The sequence below is a fragment of the Mesorhizobium sp. B2-3-12 genome (assembly GCF_006442205.1).
Lineage (GTDB): Bacteria > Pseudomonadota > Alphaproteobacteria > Rhizobiales > Rhizobiaceae > Mesorhizobium.
In genome coordinates this window covers 635,616-650,809 of the sequence record NZ_VFVR01000002.1, presented here as the reverse complement: position 1 = coordinate 650,809, position 15,194 = coordinate 635,616, and the positions used below count along the sequence as shown (strand labels likewise).

Sequence of the window (15,194 nt, the reverse complement as noted above, 5' to 3'; positions counted from 1 at the left end):
TTGAAAACCATTGCCCGGGGAGAAATCAAGCATGGCCGGAACCTTCGTCATCGCGCAGGGCGGCGGCCCGACCGCCGTCATCAACCAGACGGTCGTCGGCGCCACGCTGGAGATCCGCAAGCGCCATCCCGGCGCCAAGGTGCTGGGCTCCATCCATGGCGTGCGCGGTATCCGTGACGGCAACTATGTCGACCTGTCCGCCATCCCGGAGGACCGGTTGCGGCTGATCGCCGGAACCCCGAGCGCCGCCCTCGGCTCGACGCGCGACAAGCCTGACGCCGCCTATTGCGAGGTCATCCTGAAGGGCCTGCAGAAGGCGGGCGCCGACGCCTTCATCTATATCGGCGGCAACGACACCTCGGGCACGCAGCAGATCCTGACCGATGCCGCCGGCGGCAAGATCGCCTTCGCCCATGCGCCGAAAACCATCGACAACGATCTCGAGGAAAACGACCACACGCCGGGCTTCATCTCGGCGGCGGAATTCGTCGCCGGCGCGTTCCTGTCGGTCGACCTCGATTTCCGCGCCCTGCCCGGCATTTATGTCGGCATCGTCATGGGCCGGCATGCCGGCTTCCTGACCGCAGCCGCGGCAGCTTGGCAGCTCGACCCCGGCAGCGGCCCGCATCTCGTCTACGTGCCGGAGCGGCCGTTCTCCGCCGCCGGCTTCATCGACGACGTGCGCGCCACGCTCGATCGCCACAAGCGCTGCATCGTCGCCGTGTCGGAAGGCGTCAGCACCGCCGACGGCAAGGCGCTGGTCGAAAGCCTGGTGCCGGCGGACAAGCTCGAACGCGACCAGCACGGCAATGTCAAACTGTCGGGCAGCGACCTGCCGGCGGCGCTCGAACGGGCATTGGCCGAGGGGCTGCCGGGCAAGCGAGCCCGCGTCGACGCGCTCGGCTACATGCCGCGCGGCTATGTCGGCGCCATCAGCGCGGTTGACGCGCAGGAGGCCTTCGATGCCGGCGCCTTCGCCGTCGGCGTGGCCGAGCAGGGCGGCGGCTCGGTGGCGCTGCAGTATGATGGCAGCAAAATAGTGTTGAAAAAGGTGCCGCTGAAGAACGTCGCCGGCAAGACCCGCCACATGCCCGACGATTTCATGAAGCCCGAGGAGAACCAGCTGTCCGAGACCGGCATGGCCTATCTCAGGCGGCTGGTGCCGGAAAAATACAAGGTCGGAAAGCCGTTTGTCTGATGCCGGCCCCTATGCCGGGCTGGTTCTCCAGGAGCATCGTCGACGACAGGACGACGATGCTGACCGAGCCGTTCGTGCACGACTATGTGCGCGCCAACATCTGGCATTTCACCGGCCGCGACGCCGACCTTCTGGTCGACACCGGCATGGGCATCTGTCCGCTGGCGCCTTGGATAGAGACGCCCGAAGGCAAGCCGCTTCTGGTCGTCGCCACCCATATCCATCTCGATCACGTCGGCTCGCTGCACGAATTCCCGTGGCGGGCCGGGCCGAGGATGAGCGCCGCGCAATTCGAGAGCATGGATGAGGCCGCGACCTACGCCTACATGTTCCACGATCTCGAGGGGGCGGTTTCGAAACTGCCCGAGCCGGGCTGGAAGGCGTCGGATTACAAGATCCCGCCGGCGCCGCTGACGCGGACGCTCGATGAGGGCGACGTGGTCGATCTCGGCGACCGGCAATTTCGCGTGCTGCATCTTCCGGGTCATTCGCCGGATTCGATCGCCCTGTTCGACGAGACCGATGGCCTGTTCTTCAGCGGCGACGCCATCTATGACGCCATGCTGATCGACGATTTGCCGGATTCCGACCGGACGGCCTATGCCGGCACGATGCGCCGCCTGCTCGACCTGCCGATCCGTAGCGGCCACGGCGGCCACGGCCCGAGTTTCGACGGCAGGCGCATGCGTGAGATCGCGTCGGCCTACCTGCGCTCCGTAAGCGCGCCCTGAATTAAATCTTCGTAAGGTCGGGCAAAAACCCTAATTCAGGCCATTCGGGACCCTAGATACCTCATGTCGATCCGGCCGGCTGCCATGTAAGGCGAGACAGGCCATCCCGGTCGTCGACACGCTGACGGACGCTTTCTCCCAGGAGCCGCCCGCGGCGCCGGATCAACTCTCGCCCGGACAGAACGACCATGTCACCCCTTGGTATTCTTCGTAGGCATCGCGTCGCCGCCCTGCTGGGCGCCGCGCTGATCATCTCCCCCGCCGTCGTCTCGTTTGCCCAGAATCCCGGCAGTGCCGGCTTGAGCAATGCCGTTGCGACCACCCAGACACCCGTCGCCGGAATAACGGCTCCAAACGGATCGTTCGCGCCCATCGTGGCCGCGGCCAAGCCCGCCGTCGTCACCGTCACGACAGTCATGAAGGCGCAGCCGGAAGCCATGAGCGAAGGGTCGCCCGACGGTTCGCCCTTTGGCGGCAATTCGCCTTTCGACGACTATTTCCGCCAGTTCTTCGGCGATCAGGGCATGCCTGGTCCCAAGACGCCTCCGCAGCAACAGCAATCGCCGCGCGCCGAGGCGCTCGGTTCGGGCTTCATCGTCAGCGCCGACGGCACCATCGTCACCAACAACCATGTCGTCGACGGCGCCTCTTCGATCAAGGTCACGCTCGACGACGGTACGGAGCTTCCGGCCAAGCTTGTCGGTCACGACGCCAAGAACGATCTCGCCGTGCTGCAGATCAAGGCCGGCAGGGCCTTGCCAACGGTGAAATGGGGCGACTCCGACAAGCTCATGACAGGCGACCAGGTGCTGGCGATCGGCAATCCCTTCGGCATCGGCACCACGGTAACGGCCGGTATCGTCTCGGCGCGCGGCCGCGATCTGCATAGTGGGCCGTTCGACGATTTCATCCAGATTGACGCGCCGATCAATCACGGCAATTCCGGCGGCCCGCTGGTGGATGTCAGCGGCAATGTCGTCGGCATCAACACGGCGATCTATTCGCCCAATGGCGGCAGCGTCGGCGTCGGCTTCGCCATTCCGTCGGACCAGGCACAGAAGGTGGTCGCCAAGCTGATGAAGGGCGGCGACATCGAATACGGCTATCTCGGCGTCGAGATCCAGCCGGTCACCCCTGACGTGGCCAGCGCCGTCGGGCTCGACCATCCCGCCGGTGCGTTGGTCGCCCGGGTCAATGACGGCTCGCCCGCCGCCAAGGCCGGCGTCGAAACCGGCGACGTCATCACCAGCTTCGCCGGGCAGGACGTCAAGGATCCCAAGGATCTGTCGCGGGCCGTCGCCGATGTCGCGCCGGGTGCCAAGGAAACGCTGGATGTCTGGCGCAAGGGCAAGGCCATGCAGATTTCCGTCGCTGTCGGACGCAACAGCGACGACGTGAAGACGGCATCCAATGGCGATTCCAGCGCGCCTGACGCCGGGCAGGGGTCCCGCGCGCCGGCAATCGGCCTTGGCTTGATGGACATCACGCCAGACATTCGCCAGCAGATGAACCTCGCCGACAACGAGCACGGCGCGGTGGTTGCCACCGTCAATCCGGACAAGGCCGCGGGCGCCGCCGGCATCCAGCCCGGCGACATCATCGTCGCCGTCAACCAGGCGCCGGTGAAGAGCGCCAGGCAGGTCACGCAAGCCATCGCGCAGGCCAGCAAGTCGGGTCGCAAGTCGGTGCTGTTGCTGGTCGAACGCGAAGGCAGCCAGATCTATGTCGCCGTGCCGTTCGCCAATGGCTGAACCGTAACGCCGGCGTGGCGGGCCGGTGGAGACGCCCGCCACGCCGGTTCTATCGGCTATAATTTGCGCAGCGCCACTTCCTCGATCAGGTGGTCGGCGCCCTTGCGCAGGATCAGGTCGGCGCGGGCGCGCGTCGGCAGGATGTTTTCGCGCAGATTCTTCAGGTTGATGTTGGTCCACAGGCCCTCGGCGATTGCCTTGGCCGCATCCTCCGACAGCTGCGAATAGCGGTGGAAGAAGGAGTCCGGGTTGCGGAAGGCGGTCTCGCGCAGCCGCATGAAGCGGGAAATATACCAATTGTGGATCAGCTTCTCGTCGGCATCGATATAGATGGCGAAGTCGAAGAAGTCCGACAGGAAGGGCACGATCTTGCCGTCCTGCGGCAGCTTGCCCGGCTGCAGCACGTTGATGCCTTCGAAGATCAGGATGTCGGGCCGGTCGATGGTGACGAACTCGCCCGGGATGACGTCATAGGTGAGGTGCGAATAGACCGGCGCACGGACATCGGGCAACGCCGACTTGATGCCCGACAGGAAACGCAGCAGCGCGCCGACATCGTAGCTGTCGGGGAAACCCTTGCGCTCCATCAGGTTTTCGCGCCGCAGCACGTCGTTTGGCAGCAGGAAGCCGTCCGTGGTGATGAGATCGACCTTGGGGCTCGACGGCCAGCGCGCCAGAAGTTCCTTCAGCACGCGCGCCGTGGTCGATTTGCCGACCGCGACCGAACCGGCAATGCCGATGATGAACGGCGTCTTGGCGACATCAACGGCATTGAAAAAGGCCTGGCGCTGCCGGAACAGAAGCTGGCTCGCCTCGACATGCGCCGACAAGAGCCGCGACAGCGACAGATAGATGCGCGTGACCTCGGCGAGGTCGACCGGGTCGTTGAGCGAACGCAGGCGGCGGAATTCGTCCTCGCTCAGCGTCAGCGGGGTGTCGGCGCGGAATCGCGACCATTGCTCGGCCGAGAAAAAGCGAAACGGGGAATATTTCTCGGTTGGCGCGAGCTGATCCATCGAGATACCTGCCCTCCCTCGCGGTCAGCCCTTGGGCCGTGACGCCTTCTCGGCGATGCCCGAACGCCCGGTGCGGCTTTCGAGCTCCCTGAGCACGTCGTTCAGCGGAACGCCCGCGATGCTGAGAACGACGAGCCAATGATATATAAGATCGGCGCTTTCCGAAACGAGGCCCTGTTTGTCGCCCTTGACGGCGGCGATGACGGTCTCGACCGCCTCTTCGCCGAGCTTCTGTGCCGCCTTGTCCATGCCGCGCGCGAACAATTTGGCCGTCCACGAGTCGGGGTCGCCGGAACGGGCGCGTTCCCCGATGATTGCCTCCAGTTCGGAGAACGAAAATTCAGCCATGGCCAAAGGAGCCTTTCTCTTAGCCGGAAGCCTCTAGGGCCGAACCCCGAGCGAGTCCAGCCGCATCGGCAGGCCGGCCTGGGCCATATGCGCCTTGGCTTGCGCGATGGTGTAGGTGCCGAAATGGAAGATGGACGCCGCCAGAACAGCGCCCGCATGGCCGTCGCGAATGCCTTCGACCATGTGGTCGAGCGTGCCGACGCCACCCGAAGCGATGACGGGTGCACGCACCGCGTCCGACACCGCGCGGGTCAATGCGATGTCGTAGCCGGCCTTGGTGCCGTCGCGGTCCATCGAGGTCAGCAGGATCTCGCCGGCGCCGCGATCGACCATTTTGCGCGCGAATTCGACGGCGTCGATGCCGGTCTTTTCCCGTCCGCCATGGGTGAATATCTCCCAGCGGTCGGCCTCGCCGGGGCCGGACACTTTCTTGGCATCGATGGCGACGACGATGCACTGGTTGCCGAACTTGTCGGCGGCCTCGGCGACCAAATCCGGGTTTTTCACCGCGGCCGTGTTGATCGACACCTTGTCGGCGCCGGCCAAAAGCAATTTCCTGATGTCGGCGACCTGGCGCACGCCGCCGCCGACGGTCAGCGGCATGAAGCATCGTTCGGCGGTGCGGGCGATGACGTCGAATATGGTCTCGCGATTGTCCGACGACGCGGTGATGTCGAGGAAGCACAGCTCGTCGGCGCCGGCGGCATCATAGGCCTTGGCGGCCTCCACCGGATCGCCGGCGTCGATGAGGTCGACGAAATTGACGCCCTTGACGACGCGGCCGTCCTTGACGTCGAGGCAAGGGATGACGCGGGCTTTCAGCATCAGCGGCCCTCTATCGTGGCAAGCAGGTCGTTGAGCAGCTGTCCGACCAGCGGCGGCACGTCGGCCTGGGCATCGAAGGCCGGATCGTAGGCCGAAACGGTGATGCCGACGACCGGCACCGCGAGCGCCATGGCGCAGGCCGCGTCGCGCAGCTGCTCCGGGTTCGGTCCGCCTGATGTGACGTAGCGGTTGGCCTGCAGCGCCTGGGGATCGTGCACGTCGAGATCAAGATGCATGTGCACGCTGTTGGCGCCGGCGGCCTTCAGCCTTTCCGTCGCTTGCCCCACGCCGGGACATTCCGTCCGGATGACCGGCAATGTTTCGAGAAGTTTTTCCTCCGCCGGATCGAGATCCCTGGCGTTGACAAGCACGCAGCGTGAAGGATCGATCGGCTTGAAGCCGGGAATGGCCGCCGCCATCGGGCGCCAGCACAGGCCGAGCACTGTCGACAGCGCCATGCCGTCGAGAAAGCCGTGTACGGACGTCTCGGGCGTGTTGAGGTCGCCATGCTGGTCGGCCCAGATGATGGCGTCGGCGCCTTCGCCGGCAACGGCACCGGCGGACGTCAGGCAGTTTCCGGCCAGCACGATGGGAAACCGCCCCCTGTCGCGGGCAATGCGGACCTCGCCCGAGACGGCGTTGCAGACGGCAAAGCCCGTGGCGATCTCGCGCTCCTGGTCGTCGCCGACCCGGCCTATATCCTCGACCGTGACGTCATGGCCGGCAAGGGTCAGGGCATCGACGAGCCCGCCCGAGATCAGGGCGTCGGGCCCCTGGCCCATGCCGCCATGATAGTGGCCGCTGTCATAGGAGGCCAGGATGAGCGAAACCTTCACGACCGCGCCTCCATCGCCGGCCTGCCCTGCAGGATCGCCAGCGCCTCGGCCGGGTCGATGCGGCCGTCATAGAGCGCGCGGCCCGAAATGGCGCCTTCGAGTTTTTGCGCGTCGGGCATGGTCATGCGCACGATGTCGGCGATCGAAGCCAGACCGCCCGATGCGATGACCGGGATCGACACCGCATCGGCAAGGTCGATGGTGGCGTCCCAGTTGATGCCGCTCAGCACGCCGTCACGGTCGATGTCGGTGTAGATGATGGCGGCCACGCCGGCGCCCTCGAATTTCCTGGCCAGCTCGACCACGCCCAGGCTCGAGGCCTCGGCCCAGCCCTCGACCGCCACCTTGCCGCCCTTGGCGTCGATGCCGACGGCGACCTTGCCCGGAAACGCCTTGCAGGCCTGCCTGACCAGGTCGGGATCGCGCACCGCCACCGTGCCGAGGATGACGCGGGCCAGTCCGCGGTCGAGCCAGTCCTCGATCTGCGCCAGCGTGCGGATGCCGCCGCCAAGCTGCACCGGATTCTTCGTCGCCTTGAGGATGGCGCCGACCGCCGCGCTGTTGACGCTCTGGCCCTTGAAGGCGCCGTTGAGGTCGACGACGTGCAGCCACTCGAAGCCCTGCTCCTCGAAGGCTTTTGCCTGCGCGGCGGGATCATCATTGTAGATCGTCGCGGTCGCCATATCGCCGTGCCTGAGGCGCACGCACTGGCCGTCCTTGAGATCGATGGCGGGAAACAGGATCATCGGTTCAAGCGCCCTTCTTGCTCATCATGTTCAGGGCCTCCAGCGCAGGAAATTGGTGATCAGCGCCAGGCCCAGCGCCTGGCTCTTTTCGGGGTGGAACTGCGTGCCGGCGAGATTGTCGCGGGCGACGGTGGCCGTCACCGGGCCGCCGTAGTCGGCAACCGCAAGCACCTCGTCCGGGTTTTCCGCGTCGAGATGGTAGGAATGGACGAAATAGGCGTGCAGTCCGTCGGTCCCGGTCGGGATGCCGGCAAACAGCGGGTGCTGGCGCGTGAGCTCGATCGTGTTCCAGCCGATCTGCGGGATCTTCAGCGCCGGATCGGAAGGCTGGATCTCCTTGACGTCGCCCGAGATCCAGCCGAAACCGTTGGTGATGGTCTTTTCGAGGCCGCGCTGCGACATCAGCTGCATGCCGACGCAAATGCCCAGGAAAGGCCGGCCGTTGGCGATGGCGACGTCCTCGACCGCTTCCCACATGCCCTCGACGGCGCGCAGGCCGGCCGCGCAGTCGGCGTAAGCGCCGACGCCTGGCAGGACGATGCGGTCCGCGGTGCGCACGCGCTCGGCATCCGCCGTCAGATCGATCTCGGCCGCGATGCCGGCCTCGCGCGCGGCGCGCTCGAAGGCCTTGGTGGCCGAGCGCAGATTGCCCGAACCGTAATCGATGATCGCAACCCGCATCTCAGCGCCGGCCCGGAATGTGGGTCAGCCCCAGCGCCATGCCGGGCTGCGCCGGGCGCGCCAGGGCGGCATCGGGAACGATGCGCGGCGGCGGGGGTGCTGCTTCATCCGAAAGCCCCTCGGCCTCCAGGGCGTAGCGCATGTCGGCGTCCCCGAGCCGGCCGGCCTCGACGACGCCCCATTCATGCCAGCCGCGGCGGCGCAGTGCCGCGATGCGCAGGCCTTGGCCCTCCAGCCCGACATAGAGCGAGACGAGCAGCGACAAAAGCGAGCCGGCGACGCCGAGGCCAAGCTTCTGGCCAAGCATCGAAAGAACGCCCATGACGACAAAGGCAAGTGCCGCTTCGATCCACAGCCGGTGCCAAGCAAGCCACAGCGGCGGCACCAGCAGGCCGAGCCAGGCGAAGCCGTCGCGGACAAAGGCCGTTGTCTCGACCTTCTCGCTGCGGCCCGGCGGCTCCATCACGACATAGGCGGCCATCAGGCTATCCCTTCAAAGAACCCTTGGTGGAGGGAACCGCGTCTGGCTGGCGCGGATCGCGCTCGAGCGCGGCGCGCAGAGCGCGCGCCACCGCCTTGAAGCAGGTCTCGGCGATATGATGGTTGTTGGCGCCATAATGGTTGGTGACATGCAGCGTGATGCCGGCGTTCTGCGCCAGCGCCTGGAAGAATTCACGCACCAGTTCGGTGTCGAACGTGCCGATCTTGGGCGACGAAAACGCAACGTTCCAGACCAGGAAGGGGCGGCCCGACACGTCGATCGCCGCGCGCGTCAGCGTCTCGTCCATGGCAAGGTCGATCGAGGCATAGCGCATGATGCCGCGCCGCTCGCCGAGCGCCTTGGTCAAGGCCTGGCCGAGCGCGATGCCGGTGTCCTCGACCGTATGGTGATCGTCAATGTGCAGGTCGCCCTTGGCCTTGACCGTGATATCGATCAGCGAATGGCGCGACAGCTGGTCCAGCATGTGGTCGAAGAAGCCGACGCCCGTGCTGATGTCCGATTTGCCGGAGCCGTCGACATGGACCGACACGGAGATGTCGGTTTCCTTGGTCTTGCGGCTTGCATCGGCGGAACGGGGCGCCATCGCTCTATCCTTGTGCCAGTGGTCCAGATCGTGACCGGTTCACGAGCCTCAAGCGCTCGCTGGCTTGAAAACGAGAGCCTTCTAGCAGCATGATCCGGCGATTGCCAGTTGCGATCCCGGTCGCTATCGAGCCGTTTGCAATCATTGGCCTCATGCATACATATGGCCGATCGAAGTTACTCGTACCGCGCCAATCGCCTTTTTGGGATCGCGCGAATCGGAGCCAGGAAATGTCTGATAATCTGACCATGCACGCCACGACCATCGTGACCGTGCGCAAGGGCAACAAGGTGGTGATCGCCGGCGACGGCCAGGTCAGCCTGGGCCAGACCATCATGAAGGGCAATGCCCGCAAGGTGCGCCGCATCGGCAAGGGCGGCAATGTGATTGCCGGTTTCGCCGGCGCCACCGCCGACGCCTTCACGCTGCTGGAACGGCTCGAAGCCAAGCTGGAACAATATCCCGACCAACTAACCCGCGCCTGCGTCGAGCTCGCCAAGGATTGGCGCACCGACCGCTATCTGCGCCGACTGGAGGCGATGATGCTGGTCGCCGACAAGTCGGTTTCGCTGGCGCTGACCGGCAATGGCGACGTGCTGGAGCCCGAACATGGCGTCATGGCCATCGGCTCCGGCGGCAATTACGCGCTCGCCGCCGCCCGCGCGCTGATGGATTCCGACAAGGATGCCGAGGAGATCGCCCGCAAGGCGATGCAGATCGCGTCCGACATCTGCGTCTACACCAACAACAATTTCGTCGTCGAAACGCTCGATGCCGCCTGAGAGGGTGGTGCTTTACGATTTTCGGCCGGTCACCAAGAAGGACCTGCCGATGATCGCAGGCTGGCTCGCCCAGCCGCATGTCGCGGAGTGGTGGGACGATCCCGAGACGGAAATCGCCGAGATTGCCGATCACATAGACTCGATCTCCGTCGAGCCGCTGATCGTCGAGCTCGACGGAAAGCCGATCGCTTATCTGCAGAGCTATGACCCGCATATGGAAGACGGTCATCCCTATGCCGATCAGCCGTTCGGCACGCTGGGCATCGATGTCTCGATCGGCCGGCCGGAACTGATCGGCATCGGCCATGGCTCGGCCATCGTGCGTCAGTTCGTGGAGGACCTTTTCGAGGAAGGCGTGCCGCGCGTCATCATTGATCCCGATCCCGCCAACACCAGGGCCATACGCGCCTATGAAAAAGCCGGATTCCGGGCCATTGATCGCAGGCAATCGGTCTATGGCGACGTCGTGCTGATGGCCATCGATGCCGAAGACGGGGAAGAGGGATAAGGCATGGACGCTTCGGGCGAGGACAAGAACCTATCTGCCTATGAAAACAGCTGGCGGATGGGCCTGCTGATCGTGGCCGGCCTGGTTTTCTTCCAGGCGGTCACGCTCTATCTCATGGGCCGGACGCCGATCTGCACCTGTGGCTACGTCAAGCTCTGGCATGGCGTGGTCAACAGTTCGGAGAATTCCCAGCATATTTCGGACTGGTACACTTTCTCGCACATCATCCACGGTTTCCTGTTCTATGCGCTGGCACGCTTCCTGTTCCCGCGCTCGCCGATCGGCTTGCGGCTGGCCTTCGCCGTTCTGATCGAGGGCGGTTGGGAGTTGCTGGAGAACAGCCCGTTCATCATAGATCGCTACCGCGCCGGCACCATCTCGCTCGATTATTACGGCGACTCGATCATCAATTCGGTCTCCGACACACTGGCCATGGTGCTGGGATTTGTGATGGCGCGAAGGCTACCTATATGGGTGATCGTCAGCCTCGCCATCCTCTTCGAACTGGGCACCGGCTACCTCATCCGGGATAATCTTACACTCAACGTGATCATGCTGCTGCATCCGTTCGAGGCCATCAAGCAGTGGCAAAGTGGAATTTAGTGATATGAGCACATTTTCTCCCCGCGAAATCGTTTCCGAACTCGACCGCTTCATCATCGGCCAGAAGGACGCCAAGCGCGCCGTGGCCATTGCCTTGCGCAACCGCTGGCGCCGCCAGCAGCTGGAAGGCCAGATGCGCGAAGAGGTGATGCCGAAGAATATCCTGATGATCGGCCCGACCGGCGTCGGCAAGACCGAGATTTCGCGCCGCCTGGCGCGGCTCGCCGGCGCGCCGTTCGTCAAGGTCGAGGCCACCAAGTTCACCGAGGTCGGCTATGTCGGCCGCGACGTCGAGCAGATCATCCGCGATCTGGTCGAGATCGCCATCGGCCTGGTGCGCGAAAAGATGCGCGAGGACGTCAAGGCGCGCGCCCATGTCAATGCCGAGGAACGCGTGCTGGAAGCGTTGGTCGGCAAGACCGCGAGCCCGGCGACGCGCGACAGTTTCCGCAAGAAGCTGCGCGACGGCGAACTCGACGACAAGGAAATCGAGATCGAGGTGGCCGACACCGGCAATGGCGGCATGCCCGGCTTCGAGATTCCCGGCATGCCGGGCGCCAATATCGGCGTGCTCAACATCAACGACATGCTGTCGAAGGCGATGGGCGGCAAGAAGACCAAGCTGCGCAAGACCACGGTGAAGGAATCCTACGACCTGCTGGTGGCCGACGAATCCGACAAGCTGCTCGACCAGGACGAGGTCGTGCGCCGGGCGCTGGACGCCGCGGAAAATGACGGCATCGTCTTCCTCGACGAGATCGACAAGATCGCGGCGCGGTCGGATGTTTCCGGCGGCCCGTCGCGCGAAGGCGTGCAGCGCGACCTGCTGCCGCTGGTCGAGGGCACCACGGTGGCGACCAAATACGGGCCGTTGAAGACGGATCACATCCTGTTCATCGCCTCGGGCGCGTTCCATGTCTCCAAGCCGTCCGACTTGTTGCCGGAATTGCAGGGCCGCCTGCCGATCCGCGTCGAACTGCGCGCGCTGGAAAAGGACGACTTCGTCCGCATCCTGACCGAAACGGAAGCGAGCCTCATCAAGCAGTATATCGCGCTGATGAAGACCGAGGGCGTCGAGCTCACCTTCACCGACGATGCCATCGATTCGCTGGCCGGCGTCGCCGTCGACCTCAACGCCAGCATCGAGAACATCGGCGCGCGGCGGCTGCAGACGGTGATGGAGCGGGTGCTGGACGAGATTTCCTACGACGCGCCCGACCGCAACGGCACGGCCGTCACCATCGACGCCGCCTATGTCAAGAAGCACGTCGGCGACCTCTCGCGAAACACGGATCTGTCGCGCTTCATTCTGTAAGGAACGGCGCTGGATCCTTTCGGCACGGGTTTGGCGAGATCCTCCCGCGGATCATGTGTGGCCAGATGGTACCATCTGGCCACCTTTCGTCTTGCCCGCTGAAGGGCCGCTCTCGACTCGACCCTGAGCTTTACCTAGTTTGCCCGCAACATTTGCAGGCGGCGGCGCATGAAGAAACTCATCCCAGTCATTCTCGGCTTGACGCTGGCGGCGACGCTTTTCGCCGCCGACGCGGCGACATTGGTGCCGGCGGGAAACCGCAATGCCGAGCAGCCCGACATTCCCGGCGCCTCGAGCCGCCGCACGCAGGCGACCAACACCACCTTCCAGGCCAAGTACCGCAAGGTCTATGCCTTGCTGCAGAACGACGCCGATCTCCGCGCCAAGATCAAGAAGGCGGCAAGCGCCTATGGCATCGACCCCATGCATATCGTCGGCGCCATCGTCGGCGAGCACACCTACAATGTCGACGCCTATGACCGCTTGCAGACCTATTACGTCAAGGCGATCTCCTACCTCTCGAGCAAACTGTCCTTCGCCTATGACGGCGAGGACATCAGCGATTTCGTCAAGCGGCCGGAATTCAAGAAATGCGCCGCGATTTCGGACAGTTACGATCTGTGGGAATGCCGCGAACAGGTGTGGAACCGTTCGTTTCGCGGCAAGACCGTCGGCGGCGAGGATTTCCCCGACAACCGTTTCGGCGCCACCTTCTTCCAGCCCTACTATGCCGGCCAGACCTTCGGCCTCGGCCAGCTCAACCCGCTGACCGCCCTGCAGATGAGCGATCTCGTGCACAAGGTGTCCGGGCTGCCGGAACTCGACGTCTCCGATCCCAATTCGGTCTACAAGACGATCATGGATCCGGACCTGACGCTGCCTTACGTCGCCGCCACGATCAGGAAGTCGATCGACGCTTACAAGTCCATCGCCGGCTTCGACATTTCGGGCAATCCGGGGCTGACCGCCACGCTCTACAATGTCGGCAATCCCGAGCAGCGCGCCTATGCGCTGAAAGCGGAAAACGACCGGCGCCGCGCCGCCGGTGAGCCGGTGAAGTTGCCGGAAGAGAATTACTACGGCTGGCTGGTCAATGATAAGCTGCCGGAGTTGAAGGCGCTGTTTTAGACGCGAATCGAGGGTTTCAGGCTGCGCGAGCAGCGGACTTCGCAGCGTTGGCAGCGCCAACTTCGACAATTGGCGCGACAGCTCAAGCCGCCAGCAACGCCTTCAGCTTGACTTCGGGCGATCCCAGCGCCTCCGGGGCCGGCTTGGCCCGCTTGCCGATCAGCATCTCCGCCAAGCGAATATCGCGCGCCACCGCATTGCCGGGGCCGATGCCGCTCGCCGCCACCAGCCTGCCGTCCTCGGCCAGATGAAACAGGATGAAGGCGCCATCGCCGAGGTCGCGGCGCACCACTGTGCGGCCTTCGTCGGAAAGCCCCGCGATCTGCAGGGAGAGGCCATACTGATCCGACCAGAACCACGGCACCGCCGCATGCGCCTCGCCGGCGCCAAGCATGTTCCTGGCCGCCAGCGCGCCTTGTTCCTGCGCATTGCGCCAGGCTTCCAGCCGCACGCGGCGGCCGTCATAGACGGCGAGCGGGAACGAACAGCAATCGCCGGCGGCATAAATATCGGGATCGCTGCCGCGCAGCTCGGCGTCTACGGCAATGCCGTTGTCGATGGCCAGGCCGGCCTCGGCTGCGAGCGCGGTCACCGGCACGGCGCCGATGCCGATCACGGCGAGATCGGCCGCTATCTCGCGCCCGCCGGCAAGCGTCACGCGCACCTCTCTGCCGTCGTCTGCGATGGATCCGATGCCGCCGCCGCACAGGATGTCGACGCCTTCGGCGACATGCACGGCGTGGACGATTTCGGCGATCTCGGCCGGCACGCCGCGCATCAGGATGCGCGGCTGCGCCTCGATGACGGTGACCGAAGCGCCGAGCTTGCGCGCGGCTGCCGCAAGCTCGAGGCCGATGAAGCCGCCGCCGATAATGGCGATGCGGTTGCCGGCGCTGAGGTGGGTGCGAATGGCCAGCGCGTCGGTGAATGTCCTGAGATAGACGCAGCGCCCGCCAAGGCCAGGCATCGGCAGCTTGCGCGGCGTCGAGCCGGTGGCGAGCAGCAGCTTGTCGTAAGGCAGCACCGAACCGTCGGACAGGCGCACCGCATGCGCCGCGCGATCGATCGCCACGGCCTGGACGGAATGGACGTGACGGATCGATTTTTCGGCCAGGACCTCGTCGCTGGCGATTGCCTTGATCGCGGGCGCGTCGCTGACCATCGCATCCTTGGACAAAGGCGGCCGTTCATAGGGCAGGTGGGGTTCGTCGCCGACCAGTGTCACCGGTCCCTCATAACCGAGATCGCGCAAGGCAAGCGCGGCCCGCCCGCCGCATTCGCCGGCTCCGATGATGACCATTCCCCGCGCCATCTCCGTCACCCGATCCGAACCAGCACTTTGCCGTCATCGACCTTGACCGGATAGGTCCTGATGTTGACGCAGACCGGCGCGCCTTTGGCCGCGCCCGTCTTGTAGTTGAAACGGCCATTGTGCTTGGGGCATTCGATGATGTCGTCCATCACCAGCCCGTCGGCGAGATGCACCTTCTCATGCGTGCACAAGCCGTCGGTGGCGAAATATTCGTCGTCCGGGCTGCGATAGATGGCGAAGGTGCGCCCGCCATGATCGAAGCGCATCACGTCCTCTTCATCGATGTCACCGGCGGAGCACGCCTCGACCCAATCGCTCATTCAGTCCTC

Annotated in this window: 18 protein-coding genes; 8 read left to right on the top strand and 10 right to left on the bottom strand. The window is 64.8% G+C overall.

What is annotated here, in order from left to right; all coding sequences use genetic code 11:
- Positions 1-31 precede the first annotated feature (31 nt).
- The 3 genes from FJ948_RS08510 to FJ948_RS08500 all read left to right on the top strand — a co-directional run bounded on the left by FJ948_RS08510 (position 32) and on the right by FJ948_RS08500 (position 3,680).
- Positions 32-1,198, top strand: a complete 1,167-nt coding sequence (locus FJ948_RS08510; RefSeq protein ID WP_140703294.1) for a diphosphate--fructose-6-phosphate 1-phosphotransferase — start codon at positions 32-34, stop codon at positions 1,196-1,198.
- Between the two features lie 11 nt (positions 1,199-1,209).
- Positions 1,210-1,929: an MBL fold metallo-hydrolase gene (locus tag FJ948_RS08505; protein ID WP_140703944.1), complete on the top strand. Its 720-nt coding sequence runs from the start codon at positions 1,210-1,212 to the stop codon at positions 1,927-1,929.
- Positions 1,930-2,117: 188 nt separating this feature from the next.
- Positions 2,118-3,680: a DegQ family serine endoprotease gene (locus FJ948_RS08500; protein WP_140703292.1), complete on the top strand. Its 1,563-nt coding sequence runs from the start codon at positions 2,118-2,120 to the stop codon at positions 3,678-3,680.
- Between the two features lie 56 nt (positions 3,681-3,736).
- Here FJ948_RS08500 and coaA read toward each other — a convergent pair whose 3' ends face one another.
- Genes coaA through hisB form a run of 8 tightly spaced genes read right to left on the bottom strand, consistent with a single transcriptional unit; the run spans position 3,737 to position 9,217 of the window.
- Entirely contained in the window at positions 3,737-4,696 is a 960-nt protein-coding gene (coaA, locus tag FJ948_RS08495; protein ID WP_140703290.1) for a type I pantothenate kinase, read from the bottom strand.
- Positions 4,697-4,720: 24 nt separating this feature from the next.
- Positions 4,721-5,044 (bottom strand): phosphoribosyl-ATP diphosphatase, encoded by a 324-nt coding sequence (locus FJ948_RS08490; protein ID WP_140703288.1) that lies wholly within the window; start codon positions 5,042-5,044, stop codon positions 4,721-4,723.
- A gap of 33 nt (positions 5,045-5,077) precedes the next feature.
- Positions 5,078-5,872, bottom strand: coding sequence for an imidazole glycerol phosphate synthase subunit HisF (gene hisF, locus FJ948_RS08485; RefSeq protein WP_181173629.1), 795 nt, complete (start codon positions 5,870-5,872; stop codon positions 5,078-5,080).
- Positions 5,869-6,705 carry an arginase family protein gene (locus FJ948_RS08480; RefSeq protein WP_140703285.1) on the bottom strand — a complete coding sequence of 279 codons (837 nt, stop codon included), beginning with the start codon at positions 6,703-6,705 and terminating at the stop codon, positions 5,869-5,871. The genes hisF and FJ948_RS08480 overlap by 4 nt, the downstream gene beginning before the upstream one ends.
- The gene (gene hisA / locus FJ948_RS08475) at positions 6,702-7,451 is read right to left on the bottom strand and encodes a 1-(5-phosphoribosyl)-5-[(5-phosphoribosylamino)methylideneamino]imidazole-4-carboxamide isomerase (RefSeq protein WP_140703284.1); all 750 of its coding nucleotides are present in this window, start codon (positions 7,449-7,451) and stop codon (positions 6,702-6,704) included. Before hisA ends, FJ948_RS08480 begins: the two co-directional genes overlap by 4 nt.
- A gap of 30 nt (positions 7,452-7,481) precedes the next feature.
- Complete coding sequence (gene hisH, locus FJ948_RS08470) at positions 7,482-8,132, bottom strand: imidazole glycerol phosphate synthase subunit HisH (RefSeq protein WP_140703282.1); 651 nt, start codon at positions 8,130-8,132, stop codon at positions 7,482-7,484.
- A gap of 1 nt (position 8,133) precedes the next feature.
- A complete protein-coding gene (locus FJ948_RS08465; RefSeq protein ID WP_140703280.1) occupies positions 8,134-8,613 on the bottom strand; it encodes a DUF2628 domain-containing protein in 480 nt (159 codons plus the stop codon).
- Positions 8,614-8,617: 4 nt separating this feature from the next.
- The gene (gene hisB / locus FJ948_RS08460; RefSeq protein ID WP_140703278.1) at positions 8,618-9,217 is read right to left on the bottom strand and encodes an imidazoleglycerol-phosphate dehydratase HisB; all 600 of its coding nucleotides are present in this window, start codon (positions 9,215-9,217) and stop codon (positions 8,618-8,620) included.
- 230 nt (positions 9,218-9,447) lie between these two features.
- Between hisB and hslV the strand changes: the two genes are divergently transcribed.
- The 5 genes from hslV (at position 9,448) to FJ948_RS08435 (ending at position 13,553) form a co-directional block, all read left to right on the top strand.
- Positions 9,448-9,999: an ATP-dependent protease subunit HslV gene (gene hslV / locus FJ948_RS08455; protein WP_027142430.1), complete on the top strand. Its 552-nt coding sequence runs from the start codon at positions 9,448-9,450 to the stop codon at positions 9,997-9,999.
- Positions 9,989-10,507: a GNAT family N-acetyltransferase gene (locus tag FJ948_RS08450; RefSeq protein ID WP_140703276.1), complete on the top strand. Its 519-nt coding sequence runs from the start codon at positions 9,989-9,991 to the stop codon at positions 10,505-10,507. Before hslV ends, FJ948_RS08450 begins: the two co-directional genes overlap by 11 nt.
- A 3-nt stretch (positions 10,508-10,510) precedes the next feature.
- The gene (locus tag FJ948_RS08445; RefSeq protein ID WP_140703274.1) at positions 10,511-11,110 is read left to right on the top strand and encodes a DUF2585 domain-containing protein; all 600 of its coding nucleotides are present in this window, start codon (positions 10,511-10,513) and stop codon (positions 11,108-11,110) included.
- Between the two features lie 4 nt (positions 11,111-11,114).
- Positions 11,115-12,425: an ATP-dependent protease ATPase subunit HslU gene (gene hslU / locus FJ948_RS08440; protein WP_140703272.1), complete on the top strand. Its 1,311-nt coding sequence runs from the start codon at positions 11,115-11,117 to the stop codon at positions 12,423-12,425.
- Between the two features lie 168 nt (positions 12,426-12,593).
- Entirely contained in the window at positions 12,594-13,553 is a 960-nt protein-coding gene (locus FJ948_RS08435) for a DUF1402 family protein (RefSeq protein ID WP_140703270.1), read from the top strand.
- An 82-nt stretch (positions 13,554-13,635) separates the two neighbouring features.
- Here the strand turns inward: FJ948_RS08435 and FJ948_RS08430 are convergent, their stop codons facing one another.
- Both FJ948_RS08430 and FJ948_RS08425 read right to left on the bottom strand, forming a co-directional pair.
- The gene (locus FJ948_RS08430) at positions 13,636-14,853 is read right to left on the bottom strand and encodes an FAD-dependent oxidoreductase (RefSeq protein WP_246677477.1); all 1,218 of its coding nucleotides are present in this window, start codon (positions 14,851-14,853) and stop codon (positions 13,636-13,638) included.
- Positions 14,854-14,870: 17 nt separating this feature from the next.
- On the bottom strand, positions 14,871-15,185 hold the full coding sequence (locus FJ948_RS08425) for a MocE family 2Fe-2S type ferredoxin (RefSeq protein ID WP_140703266.1): 315 nt from the start codon (positions 15,183-15,185) through the stop codon (positions 14,871-14,873).
- Positions 15,186-15,194: the final 9 nt, after the last annotated feature.

Excerpts from the sequence above, each read along its gene's own strand:
- hslU (WP_140703272.1), top strand. The coding sequence starts at position 11,115 with ATGAGCACATTTTCTCCCCGCGAAATCGTTTCCGAACTCGACCGCTTC.
- FJ948_RS08505 (WP_140703944.1), top strand. The coding sequence starts at position 1,210 with ATGCCGGGCTGGTTCTCCAGGAGCATCGTCGACGACAGGACGACGATG.
- FJ948_RS08445 (WP_140703274.1), top strand. The coding sequence starts at position 10,511 with ATGGACGCTTCGGGCGAGGACAAGAACCTATCTGCCTATGAAAACAGC.
- FJ948_RS08465 (WP_140703280.1), bottom strand. The coding sequence starts at position 8,613 with ATGGCCGCCTATGTCGTGATGGAGCCGCCGGGCCGCAGCGAGAAGGTC.
- hisB (WP_140703278.1), bottom strand. The coding sequence starts at position 9,217 with ATGGCGCCCCGTTCCGCCGATGCAAGCCGCAAGACCAAGGAAACCGAC.
- FJ948_RS08510 (WP_140703294.1), top strand. The coding sequence starts at position 32 with ATGGCCGGAACCTTCGTCATCGCGCAGGGCGGCGGCCCGACCGCCGTC.
- FJ948_RS08435 (WP_140703270.1), top strand. The coding sequence starts at position 12,594 with ATGAAGAAACTCATCCCAGTCATTCTCGGCTTGACGCTGGCGGCGACG.
- hslV (WP_027142430.1), top strand. The coding sequence starts at position 9,448 with ATGTCTGATAATCTGACCATGCACGCCACGACCATCGTGACCGTGCGC.
- hisA (WP_140703284.1), bottom strand. The coding sequence starts at position 7,451 with ATGATCCTGTTTCCCGCCATCGATCTCAAGGACGGCCAGTGCGTGCGC.
- hisH (WP_140703282.1), bottom strand. The coding sequence starts at position 8,132 with ATGCGGGTTGCGATCATCGATTACGGTTCGGGCAATCTGCGCTCGGCC.
- FJ948_RS08425 (WP_140703266.1), bottom strand. The coding sequence starts at position 15,185 with ATGAGCGATTGGGTCGAGGCGTGCTCCGCCGGTGACATCGATGAAGAG.
- FJ948_RS08430 (WP_246677477.1), bottom strand. The coding sequence starts at position 14,853 with ATGGTCATCATCGGAGCCGGCGAATGCGGCGGGCGGGCCGCGCTTGCC.
- FJ948_RS08490 (WP_140703288.1), bottom strand. The coding sequence starts at position 5,044 with ATGGCTGAATTTTCGTTCTCCGAACTGGAGGCAATCATCGGGGAACGC.
- FJ948_RS08500 (WP_140703292.1), top strand. The coding sequence starts at position 2,118 with ATGTCACCCCTTGGTATTCTTCGTAGGCATCGCGTCGCCGCCCTGCTG.
- FJ948_RS08450 (WP_140703276.1), top strand. The coding sequence starts at position 9,989 with ATGCCGCCTGAGAGGGTGGTGCTTTACGATTTTCGGCCGGTCACCAAG.
- coaA (WP_140703290.1), bottom strand. The coding sequence starts at position 4,696 with ATGGATCAGCTCGCGCCAACCGAGAAATATTCCCCGTTTCGCTTTTTC.